Here is a 16,947-nt window from a genome sequence, read left to right on the forward strand (position 1 = left end):
AGGAAGGTGCCCCGGGCGTCGGTATCGTTGATGGGGCTGCGCTCGCCCATGAGATAGGGCAGGAAGAAGACCGGGTTGTGCCCCAGCCTGTCGGCCGTGATGGGAGCCTGTTCGGCGGGATAGTCCCGATCGGTGACTTTTAGGATGTCCTCCATCCACCATTTGTTGCAGGAAGCGGCGGAAAGCATGCAGCCCATCAGGTGCCAGCCGCCGTCCGCATGGGCAAAGGCGTGCAGACCGTTGGTGGCATCCACCCCAAAGGTCCGGCTGCTGATGAAGACCGTGCCGGAGGTGCCCAGGCTGATATTGCAGCGCCCGTCCCCCACCGTGCCGGTGCCTACGGCCGCGGCGGCATTGTCCCCTGCGCCCGCGCACACCTTCACGGTCTCCGGCAGGCCCAGGGCGGCAGCCACTTCCGGCAGCAGACAGCCCACAAATTCCCAGCTTTCGTACAGTCTGGCCAGCCAGGAGGGATCCACGCCGCAGACCTCGCACATCTCCTCGCTCCAGCACTTGTGCTCCACATCCAGGAGCAGCATGCCGGAGGCGTCGGAGTAATCGGTGGCATGCACGCCGGTCATGCGCCAGACAAGATAATCCTTGGGCAGCATGATCTTGCGGATGCGGGCATGCAGTTCGGGCTCGTTCTCCTCCATCCACAGGATCTTGGGCGCCGTGAACCCCGCAAAGGCAATGTTGCCGGTGTAGCGGCTCAAGGTTTCCCGCCCCACCACATTGTTCAGGTAATCGGTCTCCTTGGCGGTGCGGCTGTCGTTCCAGAGAATGGCCGGACGGATGACCTGCCCTGCCTCATCCAGCGCCACCAGACCGTGCATCTGGCCGCCCACACCGATGCCCTGCACCTGGGCCGGATCAACCTCCTGCAGCAGGGCGGGGATGCCGTCCAGACAGGCCTGCCACCAGGCGGCGGGATCCTGCTCACTCCATCCGGTGTGGGGCATGTGCAGCGGGTAGTCCCGGGTGACCTGATGGCAGACCTTGCCGGCTTCATCCACCAGCAGGAATTTGCAGGCAGAGGTCCCCAGGTCCACACCGATATACAACATGGAAATTCCACCTTTCCCTGATGCTTTAGTAAAGTAATTTTATGGAAGTTCTTTTTACATCATACCCTGCCCGCGTTCCCCTGTCAACCGCCAGAATCCACAAAAGATAGGGGGATTTTCTGTGGCTTATCGACAAATGAGCAACTTTTGTTGACTTTTTGCGCCGGCTCCGCTAGGATGAAAGAAACAGTAATTCTGCCAAGAACATTTACAAAAGGCAAAGAGGAATTTTTATGGAAAAGCTCCACGAGACGGCCACCGAACGCCGCCGTCTTACCAGAAACAGCATCTATCGGTATCTGTATGATGCCCCGGGCGGACGTTCCAAGCAGGAGATTGCCGAAGACCTGGCCATGAGCCTGCCCACCGTGCACCAGAATCTCACCGAACTGCTGCGTGCGGAGCTGGTGCGCCCCGACGGGATGAGCGCTTCCACCGGCGGGCGGCGGGCCCTGCGCCTGACCGTGGCGGAAAATGCCCGGTTTGCGGTGGGGGTATCGGTTTCGGGCGATCACTTCCGCATGCTGGCCGCCAACCTGCGGCTGGAAGAGATCGCCTACCGCAAGAGCAGCCATCCCCGCACCGCCGGACTGGAAGAACTGGGGCGGTATCTGGTGGCAGAGCTGGAGGCCTTTCTGACAGATTTCGGCCTGAACCGGGACAAGCTGCTGGGCGTGGGGGTGGCGCTGCCCGCCATTCTCAACGCAGAAGGCACCCGCATTCTGGCCGCCCCCACCATGCATCTGCAGAACGCCGACCTGCAGCCGCTGACCGATGCCATCCCCTACCCCACCCTTTTCCGCAACGACGCCACCAGCGGCGGCTATGCGGAATGGTTTGCCCGCAAAGAGACCGACAGCATGGCCTACCTGTCCCTGGAAGGGGGCGTGGGCGGTGCGGTGCTCATGAACGGGGCCCCCTATACCGGGCAGAATGGCCGCAGCGGCGAGTTCGGGCACATCTGCGTGCAGCCGGGAGGGCTGCGCTGCCAGTGCGGCAAGCAGGGCTGCCTGGAAGCCTATTGTTCCTCCGCCCGCATCTCCTCCGACCTGGGCATCACGGTGGAACAGTTCTTTGCGGGTCTGGAAGAAGGCAATGCGGCGTATGTGACCCTGTGGCAGGAATACCTGCAGCATCTGGCCCAGGGGCTGTGCATCATCCGCATGACCCTGGACTGCAACATCGTCCTGGGAGGCTATCTGGCCCAGTATCTGCCGCCTTATCTGCCTGAACTGCGCCGGCTGACCGCGGCCCTTGACCCCTTTGACGAGGACGCCGGCTATGTGCACCTGTGCCATTACCCCAAGCATGCCGCTTCCCTGGGTGTGGCGCTGAATTTCATCAACCGGTTTCTGGAACAATTGTGATCGCTCCATACAAAACGCCGCCGCAGGCTCCGGGCACTGCGGCGGCGTTTTTCGGTTCGGTATCAAAGGAGGGGCAGGCTTTGTTCCAGGTAGGCTGCCACGTCAAAGTCATCCAGGGTGCAGTCCTTGCGCAGGTACAGGGGATGATGGGGGTGCCCCTTTTTGGAGCGGGCCCCGGCGGAATACCAGCGGGCCCCCAGTTCCTCCCCGATGGCGATCATATCCCGCAGGCAGGCCGCCAGGTAGGGGCGCTTTTCGATGATGGTGCCCCAGGCGGCCCACACGGCGGGCGCACCGGTCCGGGTCTGTTCCAGGGCCCAGCGGAAGGCGGCCATGTTCTCCCGGTGCAAGACGGGGTTGCATTCCTTTTCCATGTCGTCGGGGCGGGTGGCCCGCTGGGCATAGACGTTGAACATGATGAAGCTGTCGTATCCGTTGCCCAGCGCGATGCGCTCCACCGATTTGAGGGTGTTGTCCAGATCGTTGGGCGCGGCGGTGGACGGATTGATGCCCACGCAGATCAGGGGCTTTTGACCGGCGGTGCCCAGGATATAACGGTAATCACAGTACATACTGGGAACATAGAGCCAGCGGCTCACATCGTAGTCCTCATGGGGCAGGCGGGCTTCGGCCAGGGCCTGGGCAAAGGGCCGGATGGGCTGCCGGGCGGTGTCCTGTGTGGGAATGTGCATGAAAAGACCTCCTTGGGGGCGGCTTGCACACGCCGCCGCCCGATGCTATACTCACCCTATCAGGATACAGGCAGGAGAGAAACAATGCAATACCAAGCCGTAAAAGAAGGACGTTTTTTGTCGCGGCCCAACCGGTTCATCGCCCATGTACTGGTGGACGGCGCCGAGGAAGTGGTCCATGTGAAGAACACCGGCCGCTGCCGGGAACTGCTGCTGCCGGGTGCCGCTGTCTACCTGGAGGAGGGCCGCAGCCCGCACCGCAAGACCCGGTATGACCTGATCGCGGTGCAGAAAGGGCCTTTGCTGGTGAACATGGATTCCCAGGCCACCAACCGGGTGTTCGGGGAATGGGCCGGGGCCGGACAGTTCCGGCCCGGTCTGACCCTGCTGCGCCCCGAAAAGGTGTGGGGCAATTCCCGCTTTGACTTTTACTGGGAAGCCGGGGACCGCAAAGGATTTGCGGAGGTGAAGGGGGTCACCCTGGAAGAAAACGGCCACGCCCGCTTTCCCGATGCGCCCACCCTGCGGGGGATCAAACATCTGGAGGAACTGGTCCGCTGCCGCGCCGAGGGGTACGAGGCCACCGTCTGCTTTGTTTTGCAGATGAGCGGCATGGTGGATTTTGCCCCCAACGATGCCACCCACCCGGCTTTCGGGGAGGCGCTGCGCCGAGCCGCCGCAGCCGGGGTGGAGGTGCTGGCCATGGAATGCGCCGTCACCCCGGACAGCCTGACCATCACAAAACCGGTGCCGGTACGTCTGTGAACTGCCGGCCGGATACCAAAAACAGCCGCATCCCGTTTGAAGGGGTGCGGCTGTCTGTATTTTTCGTCAGGAAATCAGGCCAGAGCCTGTTCCATCCGGGCGCGGATCTCCTTGAGGAATTCCAGGGAAGTGACCTTGCGGGCCGGGGTCTGTCCTTCCCACATGGCGCACAGGTCGCCGGTCATGACGCCGGACTCGATGGTGTCGATAGTGGCCTTTTCCAGCACATCGGCGAACTTGCCCAGGGCGTCGATGCCGTCCAGCTCGCCGCGCTTGCGCAGGGCGCCGGACCAGGCAAAGAGGGTGGCCACCGGGTTGGTGGAGGTTTCCTCCCCCTTCAGGTACTTGTAATAGTGGCGGGTGACGGTGCCGTGGGCGGCCTCATACTCATAGTTGCCGTCGGGAGAGACCAGCACCGAGGTCATCATGGCCAGGGAACCGAAGGCGGTGGAAACCATGTCGCTCATCACGTCGCCGTCGTAGTTCTTGCAGGCCCAGATGAAGCCGCCCTTGGAGCGGATGACGCGGGCCACGGCGTCGTCGATGAGGGTGTAGAAATATTCGATGCCCAAAGCCTCGAACTTGTCCTTGTATTCGGCGTCGTAGATCTCCTGGAAGATGTCCTTGAAGGTGTGGTCGTACTTCTTGGAGATGGTATCCTTGGTGGAGAACCACAGGTCCTGCTTGGTGTCCACGGCAAACTGGAAGCAGGAACGGGCGAAGGAGGTGATGGAGCTGTCCTTGTTGAACTGGCCCTGGATCACGCCGGCGCCGTCAAAATCGTTGATGGTCTCCCGGAAGGTGGTGCCGTCCGCACCGGTGAAGACCAGTTCCGCCTTGCCCGGGCCGGGGACCCGGTATTCGGTGGCACGGTAGACGTCACCGAAGGCATGACGGGCGATGGTGATGGGCTTCTGCCAGGTGCGGACCACCGGAGAGATGCCCTTGACCATGATGGGCGCGCGGAAGACGGTTCCGCCCAGAATGGCACGGATGGTGCCGTTGGGGCTCTTCCACATCTGGGTCAGGTTATATTCCTGCACCCGCTGGGCGTTGGGGGTGATGGTGGCACACTTGACGGCCACGCCGTACTTCTTGTTGGCGTTGGCGGCATCCACCGTCACCTGGTCCTTGGTCTCCTCCCGGTGGACCAGACCCAGGTCATAGTATTCGGTCTTCAGGTCCACGAAAGGCAGAATGACTTCGTCCTTGATCTGCTTCCACAGGATGCGGGTCATCTCGTCGCCGTCCATCTCCACCAGGGGAGTGGTCATCTTGATTTTTTCCATTGGCACTTTCCTCATTTCTGTCGGACCGCAGGGGCCTGCCCCCTGATCCGTTACTGATTCCGGGTTCTGCAGCCCGGATATGGCAAAGGCTGTTTTTTCCGATATATCCAATTATAATGCGTGGGGCGGGATTGCGCAAGCCAAAAGGGCGCGGAAGCCGCCGCCTTTATCCCTGTTTCCGGTACAGGTAAAGGGCCAGAGCGCCCAGCAGGATCGGAAACACCACCGAGCCGTAATTGACCCCCCACCCCCCGCGGGCCGCGATGCCCGCCGCCACATAGGGGATGCCCCGCAGGAACAGCGTCATCACCGCAAACACCAGAAGGGCCAGACAAAGTTTCTTTTTCACAGCTGTCCACCTCCGCTTGTGCCGGAAAGTCCCGGTTCTTTCTGTCAAAAGTATACCATAGAAAAAGGCGGTCTGTCATTGGGCAGTGGGGATTTTTTTCTTTCCGGCGTCGGATATGGGTACTGTCCGGCGCGCCGATGTGTTAAAATAAAACAAATCATTCCTGTTCTGATGCCCTCATGTTCCCATCCGACGACCGAAAAGGAGATTGCCATGCCCAGAAAATGGATTTTCCTGTCCGCTGCCCTCTGTCTGCTGTGTCTGGCGGCGGGCTGCGGCCCTGCGGAAAGCGCCGAACCGTCCGCCCTCGCCCCGCAGACGGATTCCCTGCCCCCCGCCGTGTCCGAACCGGCGCAGACCCACAATGCGGCAGGCTCCCCGGACAACGACCTGCTGTATTCCCGCCCCGGCGGAGCGCAGACAGCGGACGGATTTTACACCATCCGCACCTACGACGACTGGACCGGACTGCTGGTCTTTTACGACTACGCTTCCCGGCAGGCGGTGCCGGTGTGTGCCCAGCCCAACTGCGAACACCACGACGAGACCTGCCCCGCCTGGTTCGGGGAAAACATTCCCCGTCTGCTGACCAACGGGGAGCAGCTGGCGTTCTGTTACCTGAACGCGCCGGCCCGCATCGAGACCGCCAACCTGGACGGCAGCAACCGCCGGGTACTGTATGAATTTGCCTCCAACGAGACCCCCGGGGACGGATTCTGCATGGATGAGGGCGCGGTGTACCTTCTGTCCACCAGCGTGGACAGCGGGCAGGAAGGCAGCCAGGACCTTGTGCGGATCGACCTGACGGACGGCAGCTGTACGGTCCTGTGGAGCGAATCCATGTCGGATGGCACCTATTCCTTCCTGACAGGGTGCCGGGATCATTTTCTGGTGCTGAAAGAGATCCGGCGCAACACCCAGGCGCAGGATACGGCGGAACAGCTGGCTGACCAGACCCACACCCTGCTGCTGGCGGATCCCCGCGACGGCAGCACCGCCCCGCTGTATGAATGGCAGCAGGGGACGGCCCTGGAATCCGCTGTGGACGACACCCTGTACTGCATCACCGACGACCACCGGCTCTGCGCCTTTTCCGGCGACGGTCAGCTCACCGAGCTGGCCCGGGATGACCGGTTCCTCCCCTCGGTGACCGTGGTGCAGTACGCCGATGATGCCGCCCTCTGGTTCACCGCACCGGAAAACGGGACGGAGGGCGAAGCCTGCCTGTACCGGCTGGATCTGGCCGACGGGACCATAGCGCCGGTCCCCCTTTCCCGGGAGCGTTCCCTGACCGTGCTGGGCCGCTGCGGCGATGCCCTGTTTGTGCGCCTGTCTGCGGATGACAGCCTGCAGGCTTCCCTGGATTTCCAATATGCCCTGGTTTCCGAGGAGCAGCTGACCGCGTCGGACAGCGAAGCGGCGCTGGAACTTTTCACGGAACTTTTCTGACCGCTGCGGCAGCATCCCGGATCGGGGAGAAAGCCGTCCGGCCCCGGCGCACAACGCCACCGATGTTTTTCCGAACGGGATGGCTCCGAAATGGTTTTGACACAACCATCCTGCATGCTGTAAGTACACCACTTTATCACAGGAAGGCCCGCCTATGCCCACACTTGTACTGGATTCCCTGCGCAAGAGCTATCCCCTGCCCGCCCCGCTGTTCAAGCGGCGGGGTGATGGCACTCCCAAAGCCAAACAGGCCCTGGCCGGCGTGTCCCTGTCCCTGGGCCCGGGGCTGTACGGCCTTCTGGGCCCCAACGGAGCCGGCAAGAGCACGCTGATCCACATCATCACCGGCACCCTGGCGGCGGATTCCGGCCGGGTGCTGTGGGACGGCCGCCCCGCCCGGGGCATGGCCTTCCGCCGGGTACTGGGCTACATGCCCCAGCAGCAGGGATTGTACGACAGCTACACCGGACGGCGGTTCCTGGCCTACATGGCCGCGCTGAAGGAGATCCGCCGCGCTGATACCGCCGCCGAGGTGGACCGGGTGGCGGCGGCGGTGAATCTGACCGGGGAACTGGGCAAACGGCTTTCGGCCTATTCCGGCGGCATGAAGCAGCGGCTGCTGCTGGGGTCTGCCCTGCTGGGAGACCCCAAACTGCTGATTCTGGACGAGCCCACCGCCGGACTGGACCCCAAGGAGCGGGTCCGGCTGCGGGAGCTGCTGGCCGCCATGGCCGCCGAGCGCATCATCCTGGTGGCCACCCATGTGGTCAGCGATGTGGAGACGGTGGCCACCCGGGTGATCCTGCTGCGGGCAGGGCAGATCGTGGACGCCGCCCCGGTACCGGACCTCATTGAAAAATATGCCCCCGGCCATGGGCTGGAGGATGTGTACCTGCAGGTGTTCGGCGAGGAGGACGGGAAATAAGTTTTCCTGACAGCGGGCAGACCGGCAAAGCGGCCGGCCTTTCCCCTATATTTCAGGCAAAGGAGGAACAGGATGAGTCTGCTTTTTGCCGAGCTGCGCAAGGTATGGGGCAGCCGGATCTTTCCCCTTTTGCTGGCTGTCCTGGCCGCCGCCAATCTGCTGTTGCTCTGGATGGGCACCCGTCCCACCGCCAGTCAGCCCCCCGCCGCGGCCTACAAAGCCGTGGGTGCTGCCATGGAAGGGATGACCATGGAGGAGAAAGGTGCCTTTCTCCATGACAAGGCCACCGCATACGAAAGCCTTCTGCGCATTGATAACTATTACCGGCAGCTGGCCTACGGAGGCAGCCCCTATCTGCAGACCTACCGGCAGGAAAATGCCGCCCTGTTTGACGATTACGAAGAGGAATACAAAAGCAAAAATTACAGTTTGTATACGGACACTCTAACTCTGGAGTGCCAGTTGTTCAGCCAGCTGTGCAAGGAATACGACACAGTGGCCGGATACGGAACGTTCCTGGACAGCGTACAGACCAAGGCCACCCAGCTGGCGGGCATCTCCATCTTTCAGAAGGATTCCACCGGCTACGACCTGAAAAATATCCGGCTCACGGCCCGGGTCTATGCGGGACTGCAGGACATTGCCATCGATTATTACCCGCAGAAAGGGCTGTACACCGCCCTTTCCTATGCCTTTACCGACCTGATTCTGCTGGCAGCCATGCTGTTGCTGGCCCTGCTGCTGGTGCGACAGGAGCGGGACAGCGGCCTGCTGGCCCTGGTTCGCAGTCTGCCGGGTGGGCGTCTGCAGACTGCCCTGGCCAAGCTGGGCGCCTTTGCCCTGAGCCTTCTGGCGGTGCTGATGCTGCTGTACGGGGTGAATCTGGCCTACTGCGGGGCATCCTTCGGGCTGGGGCCCCTGACCCGCACCATCCAGAGCGTACCCGCTCTTCTGCGCTGCACCATGCAGATCACGGTGGGGCGGTATCTCTTCCGGTTTCTGCTGGCCAAGTGGGCCGGGGCTTTTGTGATGGGGCTTTGGGTCATGCTGGCAGCCCTGCTGGCCCGTCGGGCCGCCCTGGGCTGGGTGAGCGCCCTGGCCATGCCTCTGGCCATGTATGGCATCCGGGCGGCCATTCCTGCCACCAGCCGGCTGAACGTGGTGAAATACGCCAACCTGGCCAGTCTGCTGCAGACCAACGAACTGCTGGGCAACTACCGCAGCCTTTACTGGTTCGGCACCCCCGTCGGGCTGCCGCTGGTGGAATGGACCGCCGCCCTGGTGTGGGGCGTGGGGTTTGCGTCGGCTTTCTGCGCCGTTTTTGCCAAAGCCCCGCTGCTTCCCGCTCCCAGACGGGGATTTGTGCTGGTCCGGCAGCGCAGGACCCGGGCCACCGGCATCCTGCGGGAAGAGAGCCGGAAGCTGCTGGTCATGAACGGAGCAGCGGTCTTTCTGGCGATGTTCACGGGGTTTGCCGTCTGGCAGGGTGTGACGGCCGAGAGTTATCTCGGCGCCGACGAAATTTATTATGCCTGGTACATGAAGGAGATCTCCGGTCCCTATACCCAGCAGACCAGGACCTGGCTGGAACAGCAGGGAGAAGAATTTGCCCCCATGCTGGAAGTACAGAAAAAGGTGGCGGCCGGGGAACTGAGTGCCGATGCACTGCTGGCTTATTCCGCCCTGCAGCAGAAATACAGCGTATACCAGAAAATCATCAGCCAGAACATCAACTACTATCTGAACCAACATCCCCGGGCGTGGCTGGTGTATGAAAGCGGCTACCGGGAACTGTTCGGATTCAGCGGCACGGCGGACGTGCAGGACACCCTGTATGCGGGGCTTCTGTGCGCCTTGTGCTTTTCCGGACTGTTCGCCATGGAGCGCAAGGGCGGCATGGAGGAGATCCTGTGCACCACGCCGTTGGGCCGCAGACGCACGGTACTGGCCAAGATGGCTGTCAGCGCCGCGGCGGCGGTGCTGATCGCCGCCATCACCAGTCTGCCCCACCTGATCCAGGTACTGCGGGACTACGGATTGCCCGTCCTGTTCGCTCCGGCCCTCAGCCTTTCGGAATTTGCCGGTCTGCCGGCCATCTTTACCCTGTCCGATGTGCTGCTGTTCTGGTTTCTCTGCCGGGTGGCGGCCTGCCTGTGCATGGGCTGCCTCACCCTTTGGCTGGGACAGCGGTTGGGCAGCCTGCTTCCCGCTTTGTTCGTCAGCGCGGTGGGGTATTGCCTGCCGGCGCTGCTGTGTCTTTCCGGCATGGCCGGCGGCATTGAGTGGCTGGGCTTCTGGCCGCTGTTCCATGCCGCCGCCCTGCTGTCCCTTCCCTACGGCTGGCTGGCACCGGTGCTGCTGGGCGCCGCCGCAGCGGTGGGCGCCGGCCTGATGGCCGATCTGGATTTCCGCTATGAACACAAGGGACTTGCGTCCGCCCTGTGACCCGTCCCATACAGAAAGACCGCCCGCCGGAAGGCAGTTTCCGGCAGGCGGTCTTTTTTGGTACGGGATACACCGCTGTCACACAAAAAGTTCGTTTTCCTTGCGGCCGGCACAGGGCTTTTTCAATGCCGCCCCCACCAGCGCCAGCATCAGGCCGTTGGCCTTGCGGGCATGCTGCGGGCAGACCGAAATGCAGCGCATGCAGGAGATGCAGGCCTTGCCATCCACCTTTTTGGGGTTCTGCGGGTCGATGGCCCGGGCAGGGCACTCCCGGGCACAGACACCGCAGGCCGTGCAGGCCGCGGTGGGTTTGGGCACCAGTCCGGCGCCGCCCGCCTTTTTGTAAGGGCGGTTTCCGGGCAGAGCGGGCACGGTGTTTGGGCCTTCGGCCAGTTTCCGGGCGATCTGGCGGGCAAAATCCGTCAGCTGCCGACAGTCGTCGGCGTCGGGGCGGCCCGCCCCATACTGCCGTGCGATGGAATGCTCCGCCACCGCTGCAATGCCTGCCGTTACCCGGAATCCGGCCTTTTCCGCCAGGTCCTGCAGTTCTGCCAGGGTATCTTCATAGGCACGGTTGCCGTAAACGCAGACCAGCACCGCCCGGGCACCGTGCCCGGGCAGCCCCGCCAGCCGTTCGGCAGCCAGAGCAGGCACCCGCCCGCCGTAGGAGGGCACTGCCAGAATGGCCAGATCCTCTTCGGTCAGGCAGAGAGACGCAGGGGCACGGACCGTCAGGTCCACCGGGACCGGGGCTTCGGACAAAGCCGCTGCCACACAGTCCGCCACCCGTTTTGTCCCGCCGGTGGGGCTGAAAAAAATTTCGTATGTTTTCATTGCGCAAACCTCCCATGCATAAGCCGCGGAATCCCCTTACCCGGAACGCCCCCGCTGCAGCCGGGGCTTGTGTTTTGGGTCCGAACCGGGTACAATAGGTGTAAAGAATCGCATTACATCCAACGTCACTATAGCACGTCGGACATGTAACGTCAAGATTTACATGTACAGCCGGCTTTTTGCCCGGAAAGGAAGCAGCCATGCAGCTCAGCATGAAATGTTCGGTGGCCATCCACTGTCTGATCTTTATGTGGGAAGCCCGGGACAAGGTCCGCGTGACCAGTCCCCTGCTGGCCCAGAGCACCGGATGCAATCCGGTCATCATCCGCAACCTGCTCAGTGCCCTGAAGAAGGCCGGCCTGATCACGGTGGAGCGCGGACAGGGCGGCGCGCAGCTGTGCCGCCCGCCGGAAGACATCACCCTGTACCAGATCTATATGGCCCTGGAGCCCCGGGGTCTGACCTCCCTCATCGGCATCCACCCCTGCCAGGGACGGTCCTGCCCCGTGGCGCAGAACATCCGGGCCGTGCTGCAAAAGCCCTATCACCGGGTGGAGCAGGCCATTGCCGATACCATGCGGGACATCACCCTGGCTTCCATGATCCAGGACTTTGAACAGCTGGCGGGTCAGGCCCCCCAGCCCGATGCCCAGTGAACAGCGATACAAAAAGGCCGGCGCCCTTTTCCGGGCACCGGCCTTTTTTGCGGGATTCAGATTTTGTCCGCCAGTTCGGCGGCCTGACGGCAGCCGTCGGTCTTGTGGATGTCACCGGGGTTGAGCACGCCGGGTACCAGGACTTCGCCTGCCATGGTCCACTTGTTCAGGGCCGCGGTGCGCTCCATGGGGATGCGCACCCCGTCCAGCACGGTGGGGTCTTCCTCCTCGCAGCAGGCGATGAGGGCACATTCCTTGCCGGTGATGTCCTTGCCGCCCACCACCAGAGAGTACAGCCGGTCAATGACCGCCTTGATCTGGGCGGGAATGGAGTACCAGTACACCGGCATGGTGAAAACCAGCACATCCGCTTCCAGCACCGCCGGTGCGATGCGGTTGAAATCGTCGTCAAAGGAGCAGGGCTTGCCGGTCTTGTAACAGGTCTCGCAGGCGCGGCAGCCGCCCACCTGCATCATGGCGGCGTCGAACCGGGTCACCGTGTGGCCTTTTGCTTCGGCGGCCCGGATAAAACTTTCGGTCATGGCAAAACTGTTCCCGTTTTTGCGGGGACTGCCGGTGATCACAAGGACTTTTTTGCTCATGGGGATTCCTCCTGTTTCTGATGGGATTGACGCCTGCAGGTTCTTTGATTACAATCATAGCAAGAACAGGAATTTTGACAAGTACGCACATTCAGGTGCAATACTTACCCAAAGGAGAGTGTCATCATGGAAAACCAGGCATACCGCCCCTGCATCGCTGGCGCCAATCTGGCCGGGACCGGTTTCAGCTACACCCTGTCCCTGATCCAGGGCAAGTATAAGATGACCATCCTGTACACCCTGATGTGCTTTGGGGTGGTGCGGTTCAACGAGATGAAAAAGTACATCGGCACCATCTCTTACAAGACTCTCAGCGCCGCCCTGAAAGAGCTGGAGGCAGACGGGCTCATCCACCGGGAGGAATATCCCCAGATCCCGCCCAAGGTGGAGTACAGCCTTACCGAACGGGGCCGGTCCCTGATCCCCATTCTGGACCAGATGTGTGACTGGGGAGAGAAAAACCGACGGTAAGGCACTGCCTGTTCTGATGATGGATCCAACGCCCACAGGAGCCCTGTGTTCCGGTGGGCGTTGTTCTGTTCATGGTGTGCCGTTTTCCCAAAAATATGCCGCAGACAGACGGAAAAGGTGGCTTTTCCGGGTGGGTTCCTGTATAATAGAAACAAATCGACGGTCTTCGGCCGTTGCAGGGAGGTGCCACGCGTGGAGGAACTGGTGCGCCGTCTGACACAGGCGGCCGGCTTGTGCCGCAAATACGGTCTGGCTGCGGAAGAATTGGACCATGATGCCGTTCTTGTGCAGGATTATCGTGTCCGTGTGGCCCTGCTGGGGGCCTTCAACACCGGCAAGAGCGCCCTGCTCAACGCATTGCTGGGTACCCCGCTGGTACAGGTTTCGGTGCAGGAGGAGACCTCTTTGCCTGTGGAGGTATTTTACGGCACCCAGGGGATCACCGTACAGCGCGGCGGCCGCGCCTGTCGGGCGGACCCCACCGTGCTGCGCAGCGGCGGTGCGGCCCTGGACGGTGCCGAGATGGCCCGGGCCTGTCTGCCCTTGCCCGCCCTGGCGTCCCTGCCCGGGATCAGTCTGCTGGACACCCCCGGCATCGGCACGTATCCGGCCGCCCACAATGCCGGCCTGCCCGCCCTGGTCCGGCAGGCCGGCGCCTATATTCTGGTATTCGGCGCCGACGCCCCGGTGATCACCGAGAGCATGGCGGCCTTTCTGGCCACCCTGCCGCTGACCGAAAAGCCCCTGCTCTGTGTGCTGACCAAGGCAGACCAGTTCAGCCCGGGACAGCTGGACGCCATCACCGAATATCTGGAACACAGCCTGAAGGAACAGCTGGGCGTACAGGCCCGCCTGTGCCGTGTCTGCTGCACCGCCGAATCCCGGCTGGACGGGGTGCCGGAATTTCTGGCCGCCCTGCAGGTCCGGGCCGGAGAAATGCAGGCCGCCGAAGCACGGCGCTGTCTGGCAGCCGGCATCACCCCGCTGATCCGGTATCTGGAAGAGCGGCTTCAGAACAGCCGCCTGCTGGAACCGGAACTGGCCCGCAAGGCTGACCTGCTGGATGACCGTCTGGCCCGTCTGCGGAGCGTGGTGGACGATATGAACGAGCGGGCGGCCCGCCTGACGGAACAGGCCGCGGCAGACGCCGCCGACCATTGCCGGGAAACGCTGGCCCCGCTGGCCGGTCCCCTGGCCGAGATGCCGGCGGCAGGGCAGGACCCGGCTCCCTTTGCGGACGGGACCTTGCTGAGCGTGCTCCGCGCCGAGGCGCGCAGCCGGATCTTTCCGGTGCTGGAATCCTATGAAAAAGCCATGCACCGTCTGGCCAGTCTGTACGGCCTGACGCTGCCCGACCGTGACAGCGGCCGGGACGCCTTTCCGGACAGTGCCTTTTCCGGCACCGGTCCCCTGTTTGCCGGCGGAAACACCGACCCCGCCGCCCTGCTGGACGCCCTGCAGGGGCTGGTGCGGGACTGCCTGACAACCGGCAGCCGGCAGGCCTTTGCTTCGCTGCGGGAAGCGTTGTCCCGCCCGCTGTACGACCAGCTTGCCTCCCTGCGCAAGGCGCTGGAGGACACCCGCCGGCAGCAGCATGAGCAGGCCGAGGCCAGCAGCCAGTCTCTGGAAGAGCTGCAGGCAGACCTGACACTGCTGCACGAGATGATGGCATTTGCCGGTGAGGAGGGCCAGAGCCATGTTTGACCGCACCCAGGAGGCCCGGGACCGGGCTGCCCGTTTTGGGAAAACGCTGGATGAGCTGTGTGACCGCCTTGCCCCCTGGCCGGAGGAAGCCGCCGCGGTGCGGGAACTGCGGGAGGCTTACCGGCGCAAAAGTGCCGACTTTTTTGCCGATACCCACACCTTCAGTCTGGCGGTGATCGGGCAGGTCAAGGCCGGCAAGTCCACCTTTTTGAACACCCTGCTGTTCGGCGGCCGCGGGCTGCTGCCCCAGGCGGCCAGCCCCAAGACCGCCGTGCTGACCCGCCTGGAATATGCCCCTGAACCCAGCCTGACGGTGGAATACTACACCGAACAGGACTGGGAGCTGCTGCGTCGGGCCGCCGCGGTACCGCTGGAAAGCCCTGCGGCCCGGGGAGCCCGGGACATCCTGCGCGCTGCCGAAGGGCGGGAGGAAGAGCGTGCCCGGTGTGCGGCGCTGGGCACGCAGGTCTTTTCCTGCCCCGGGGAGGACGCGCTGGCTGACCTGTTGGAAGACACCGCCGGAGGGCGGGGGCCGCTGGCACCGTTTGTCAAAAGCGTGACGCTGGCCCTCTGCCGGGAGGAACTGCGGGGCGTTTCGGTGGTGGACACACCGGGACTGAACGACCCGGTCCTCTCCCGTTCCCAGCGCACCCGGGAATTTCTGGAGGTGTGCGACGCCGCCTTCTTCCTCAGCCACAGCGGGTATTTTCTGGATGAGACCGACCTGGCCCTGCTTTCGGCCCAGCTGCCGCAGAAAGGTGTCAAGCAGCTCTTGCTGGTGGGCAGCCGCTTTGACGGTGCCCTGGCCGATGTCCGTGCCGCCGAGGGGCCGGTCTCCGCACAGGAGGTGCGCCGCCGTCTGGGGACTCGGGCCGCACAAAAGCTGGACGAGATACTGCGGGCCCTGCAGCGCCGGGGCGCGCCTGCACCGGTGCTGGAAGTGATCCGCGGCTGCCGGACGCCGATTTTTGTTTCCGCCATGACGCAGCGCATGGCGGAAAAAGACCCCGCCGATTTTACCGAAACCGAGCGGGCGGTGGCCGCCTGCCTGTTTGACGGTCCGCCTGACCGGGAGGAGCTGCGCCGCATCGGCGGCATGGAGCAGGCCCGCCAACAGTTTGAGCGGTTTGCTGCCGAGAAGGACGCCACCCTGGCCCGCAAAGCGGACAGTTTTGCCGCCGTGGCCCAGGCGGAGCTGAAAGACCTGCTTGCCAAGCTGTGCCAGCGGCGGCGTACCCGGGGGCAGGCCCTGCACGCGGCCGAGCAGCAGGCGCTGGACAGGAGCGCCCGTCTGGCGGAGGATACCCGGCGTATCCAGGCCCAGACCGCCCGCCTTTTTGATGCCTATCTGGAACCGCTGGACACCCTGATGCACAACGCCCGCACCGCGTTGGAAAAGATGGGGCAGGCATCCCCCGCCCCGGCCGAGCGCACCGACGTGACCCTGCACAGTCAGGCCCAGACGGTATCGGACACGGTGCTCTGGAAGCCCTGGACCTGGGGGCGGAGCCACAAGGAATACACGGTCCGCCAGACCGCCAGTTCCTACTGGGAAGTGGAGGACACGCTGGATTTTCTGAAAGAATTCCCCCGGGAATTCGGGCTCTTGTGGGAAGGCATCTATACCCCCATGACCGACACCGCCCGCCTGCACAACTGTCTGATGCTGTATGCCCGCAACACCCTGGCCGAAATCGGCACTGACCGTTCCGGTGAGGAGGTGCAGGAGATGGTACGTCGGGCCCTGAGCCACCTGTACACCCCGCGCATGACCCTGGGCACCGAGGCGCTGCGCGCCCGCCTGCAGGCACAGTTTCCCGCCCGGGCCTGCGATGAGGCCGCCCGCACCGCCCTGGAGGAAGGCTGCCGTGCTGCCGCGGCGGAGGCGCTGACCGCCGCCCGCCGGGAACTGGACGATGGCCTGCAGCGGTTCGTGCGCACAGTCCGGGCGGCCCAGGAGGATTTCTGCACCCAGCTGCTGGAACCCGTTGCCGCCCAGCGGCAGCAGGTGGAGACCCAGCTGACGGAGATCCGCCGGGAACAGGCCCGCTGCCAGGAATTTGAGGAGACCGCCCGCCGCTTTACTTGAACTTATGAAAACAGGCCCCGCGCCTTTTGGCGCGGGGCCTGTTTTTGTTCACTGCATCAGGGGTGCATATTCCGCAAAATCCTGGGCCAACATGGGCTTGCCCATTTTGAGGTTTTCGTCCCGGAGGCTTTCCAGGATATGGCGCATGGTCACGGGACCGCCGGTACCCGCCGCCAGGAAAACGGCGTTGAGGGCCACATTCTTGATGCTTCCGCCGGCCAGCTCAAACTGACGGGCCAGATA

The 16,947-nt window shown here is 63.3% G+C and carries 15 protein-coding genes and 1 pseudogene; 9 read left to right on the forward strand and 7 right to left on the reverse strand.

The window, feature by feature from the left end; all coding sequences use genetic code 11:
* Positions 1-1,067: xylulokinase (gene xylB / locus Q0K17_RS06485; protein ID WP_294541122.1), on the reverse strand; the 1,067-nt coding region annotated here is incomplete at its 3' end.
* Between the two features lie 233 nt (positions 1,068-1,300).
* Here xylB and Q0K17_RS06490 point away from each other — a divergent pair.
* Positions 1,301-2,434: an ROK family transcriptional regulator gene (locus Q0K17_RS06490; protein WP_294541124.1), complete on the forward strand. Its 1,134-nt coding sequence runs from the start codon at positions 1,301-1,303 to the stop codon at positions 2,432-2,434.
* A gap of 62 nt (positions 2,435-2,496) precedes the next feature.
* On the opposite strand, the gene Q0K17_RS06495 is transcribed toward Q0K17_RS06490, so the two are convergent.
* The gene (locus tag Q0K17_RS06495; protein ID WP_294541126.1) at positions 2,497-3,126 is read right to left on the reverse strand and encodes a DUF1643 domain-containing protein; all 630 of its coding nucleotides are present in this window, start codon (positions 3,124-3,126) and stop codon (positions 2,497-2,499) included.
* Between the two features lie 84 nt (positions 3,127-3,210).
* On the opposite strand from Q0K17_RS06495, the gene sfsA reads away from it, so the two are divergent.
* Positions 3,211-3,891 carry a DNA/RNA nuclease SfsA gene (sfsA, locus tag Q0K17_RS06500; protein ID WP_294541128.1) on the forward strand — a complete coding sequence of 227 codons (681 nt, stop codon included), beginning with the start codon at positions 3,211-3,213 and terminating at the stop codon, positions 3,889-3,891.
* Between the two features lie 74 nt (positions 3,892-3,965).
* On the opposite strand, the gene Q0K17_RS06505 is transcribed toward sfsA, so the two are convergent.
* Together Q0K17_RS06505 and Q0K17_RS06510 are read right to left on the reverse strand one after the other, a co-directional pair.
* The gene (locus Q0K17_RS06505; protein ID WP_294541129.1) at positions 3,966-5,180 is read right to left on the reverse strand and encodes an NADP-dependent isocitrate dehydrogenase; all 1,215 of its coding nucleotides are present in this window, start codon (positions 5,178-5,180) and stop codon (positions 3,966-3,968) included.
* A gap of 166 nt (positions 5,181-5,346) precedes the next feature.
* A complete protein-coding gene (locus tag Q0K17_RS06510; protein WP_294541131.1) occupies positions 5,347-5,529 on the reverse strand; it encodes a hypothetical protein in 183 nt (60 codons plus the stop codon).
* 213 nt (positions 5,530-5,742) lie between these two features.
* On the opposite strand from Q0K17_RS06510, the gene Q0K17_RS06515 reads away from it, so the two are divergent.
* From Q0K17_RS06515 to Q0K17_RS06525, 3 genes are all read left to right on the forward strand, one after another.
* Complete coding sequence (locus Q0K17_RS06515; RefSeq protein WP_294541133.1) at positions 5,743-6,978, forward strand: hypothetical protein; 1,236 nt, start codon at positions 5,743-5,745, stop codon at positions 6,976-6,978.
* Between the two features lie 154 nt (positions 6,979-7,132).
* Positions 7,133-7,903, forward strand: coding sequence for an ATP-binding cassette domain-containing protein (locus Q0K17_RS06520; protein WP_294541135.1), 771 nt, complete (start codon positions 7,133-7,135; stop codon positions 7,901-7,903).
* A 72-nt stretch (positions 7,904-7,975) separates the two neighbouring features.
* Complete coding sequence (locus Q0K17_RS06525; RefSeq protein ID WP_294541137.1) at positions 7,976-10,348, forward strand: hypothetical protein; 2,373 nt, start codon at positions 7,976-7,978, stop codon at positions 10,346-10,348.
* A 78-nt stretch (positions 10,349-10,426) separates the two neighbouring features.
* Here Q0K17_RS06525 and Q0K17_RS06530 read toward each other — a convergent pair whose 3' ends face one another.
* Positions 10,427-11,182 carry a 4Fe-4S binding protein gene (locus Q0K17_RS06530; protein ID WP_294541139.1) on the reverse strand — a complete coding sequence of 252 codons (756 nt, stop codon included), beginning with the start codon at positions 11,180-11,182 and terminating at the stop codon, positions 10,427-10,429.
* A 200-nt stretch (positions 11,183-11,382) separates the two neighbouring features.
* Between Q0K17_RS06530 and Q0K17_RS06535 the strand changes: the two genes are divergently transcribed.
* Positions 11,383-11,838 carry an Rrf2 family transcriptional regulator gene (locus Q0K17_RS06535; protein ID WP_294541141.1) on the forward strand — a complete coding sequence of 152 codons (456 nt, stop codon included), beginning with the start codon at positions 11,383-11,385 and terminating at the stop codon, positions 11,836-11,838.
* Between the two features lie 56 nt (positions 11,839-11,894).
* On the opposite strand, the gene Q0K17_RS06540 is transcribed toward Q0K17_RS06535, so the two are convergent.
* On the reverse strand, positions 11,895-12,440 hold the full coding sequence (locus Q0K17_RS06540; RefSeq protein ID WP_294541144.1) for a flavodoxin family protein: 546 nt from the start codon (positions 12,438-12,440) through the stop codon (positions 11,895-11,897).
* A 126-nt stretch (positions 12,441-12,566) separates the two neighbouring features.
* On the opposite strand from Q0K17_RS06540, the gene Q0K17_RS06545 reads away from it, so the two are divergent.
* From Q0K17_RS06545 to Q0K17_RS06555, 3 genes are all read left to right on the forward strand, one after another.
* A complete protein-coding gene (locus tag Q0K17_RS06545) occupies positions 12,567-12,911 on the forward strand; it encodes a helix-turn-helix domain-containing protein (RefSeq protein WP_294541146.1) in 345 nt (114 codons plus the stop codon).
* Between the two features lie 192 nt (positions 12,912-13,103).
* On the forward strand, positions 13,104-14,615 hold the full coding sequence (locus Q0K17_RS06550) for a GTPase (RefSeq protein ID WP_294541148.1): 1,512 nt from the start codon (positions 13,104-13,106) through the stop codon (positions 14,613-14,615).
* Entirely contained in the window at positions 14,608-16,704 is a 2,097-nt protein-coding gene (locus tag Q0K17_RS06555; protein WP_294541150.1) for a dynamin family protein, read from the forward strand. Before Q0K17_RS06550 ends, Q0K17_RS06555 begins: the two co-directional genes overlap by 8 nt.
* 48 nt (positions 16,705-16,752) lie before the next feature.
* Here the strand turns inward: Q0K17_RS06555 and Q0K17_RS06560 are convergent.
* Positions 16,753-16,947: pseudogene (locus Q0K17_RS06560) on the reverse strand (ATP-binding protein); the annotation flags it as partial.

The sequence above is a fragment of the uncultured Gemmiger sp. genome, from assembly GCA_944388105.1.
GTDB lineage: Bacteria > Bacillota > Clostridia > Oscillospirales > Ruminococcaceae > Gemmiger.

Excerpts from the sequence above, each read along its gene's own strand:
- Q0K17_RS06490 (WP_294541124.1), top strand. The coding sequence starts at position 1,301 with ATGGAAAAGCTCCACGAGACGGCCACCGAACGCCGCCGTCTTACCAGA.
- Q0K17_RS06495 (WP_294541126.1), bottom strand. The coding sequence starts at position 3,126 with ATGCACATTCCCACACAGGACACCGCCCGGCAGCCCATCCGGCCCTTT.
- sfsA (WP_294541128.1), top strand. The coding sequence starts at position 3,211 with ATGCAATACCAAGCCGTAAAAGAAGGACGTTTTTTGTCGCGGCCCAAC.
- Q0K17_RS06505 (WP_294541129.1), bottom strand. The coding sequence starts at position 5,180 with ATGGAAAAAATCAAGATGACCACTCCCCTGGTGGAGATGGACGGCGAC.
- Q0K17_RS06515 (WP_294541133.1), top strand. The coding sequence starts at position 5,743 with ATGCCCAGAAAATGGATTTTCCTGTCCGCTGCCCTCTGTCTGCTGTGT.
- Q0K17_RS06520 (WP_294541135.1), top strand. The coding sequence starts at position 7,133 with ATGCCCACACTTGTACTGGATTCCCTGCGCAAGAGCTATCCCCTGCCC.
- Q0K17_RS06525 (WP_294541137.1), top strand. The coding sequence starts at position 7,976 with ATGAGTCTGCTTTTTGCCGAGCTGCGCAAGGTATGGGGCAGCCGGATC.
- Q0K17_RS06530 (WP_294541139.1), bottom strand. The coding sequence starts at position 11,182 with ATGAAAACATACGAAATTTTTTTCAGCCCCACCGGCGGGACAAAACGG.
- Q0K17_RS06535 (WP_294541141.1), top strand. The coding sequence starts at position 11,383 with ATGCAGCTCAGCATGAAATGTTCGGTGGCCATCCACTGTCTGATCTTT.
- Q0K17_RS06540 (WP_294541144.1), bottom strand. The coding sequence starts at position 12,440 with ATGAGCAAAAAAGTCCTTGTGATCACCGGCAGTCCCCGCAAAAACGGG.
- Q0K17_RS06545 (WP_294541146.1), top strand. The coding sequence starts at position 12,567 with ATGGAAAACCAGGCATACCGCCCCTGCATCGCTGGCGCCAATCTGGCC.
- Q0K17_RS06555 (WP_294541150.1), top strand. The coding sequence starts at position 14,608 with ATGTTTGACCGCACCCAGGAGGCCCGGGACCGGGCTGCCCGTTTTGGG.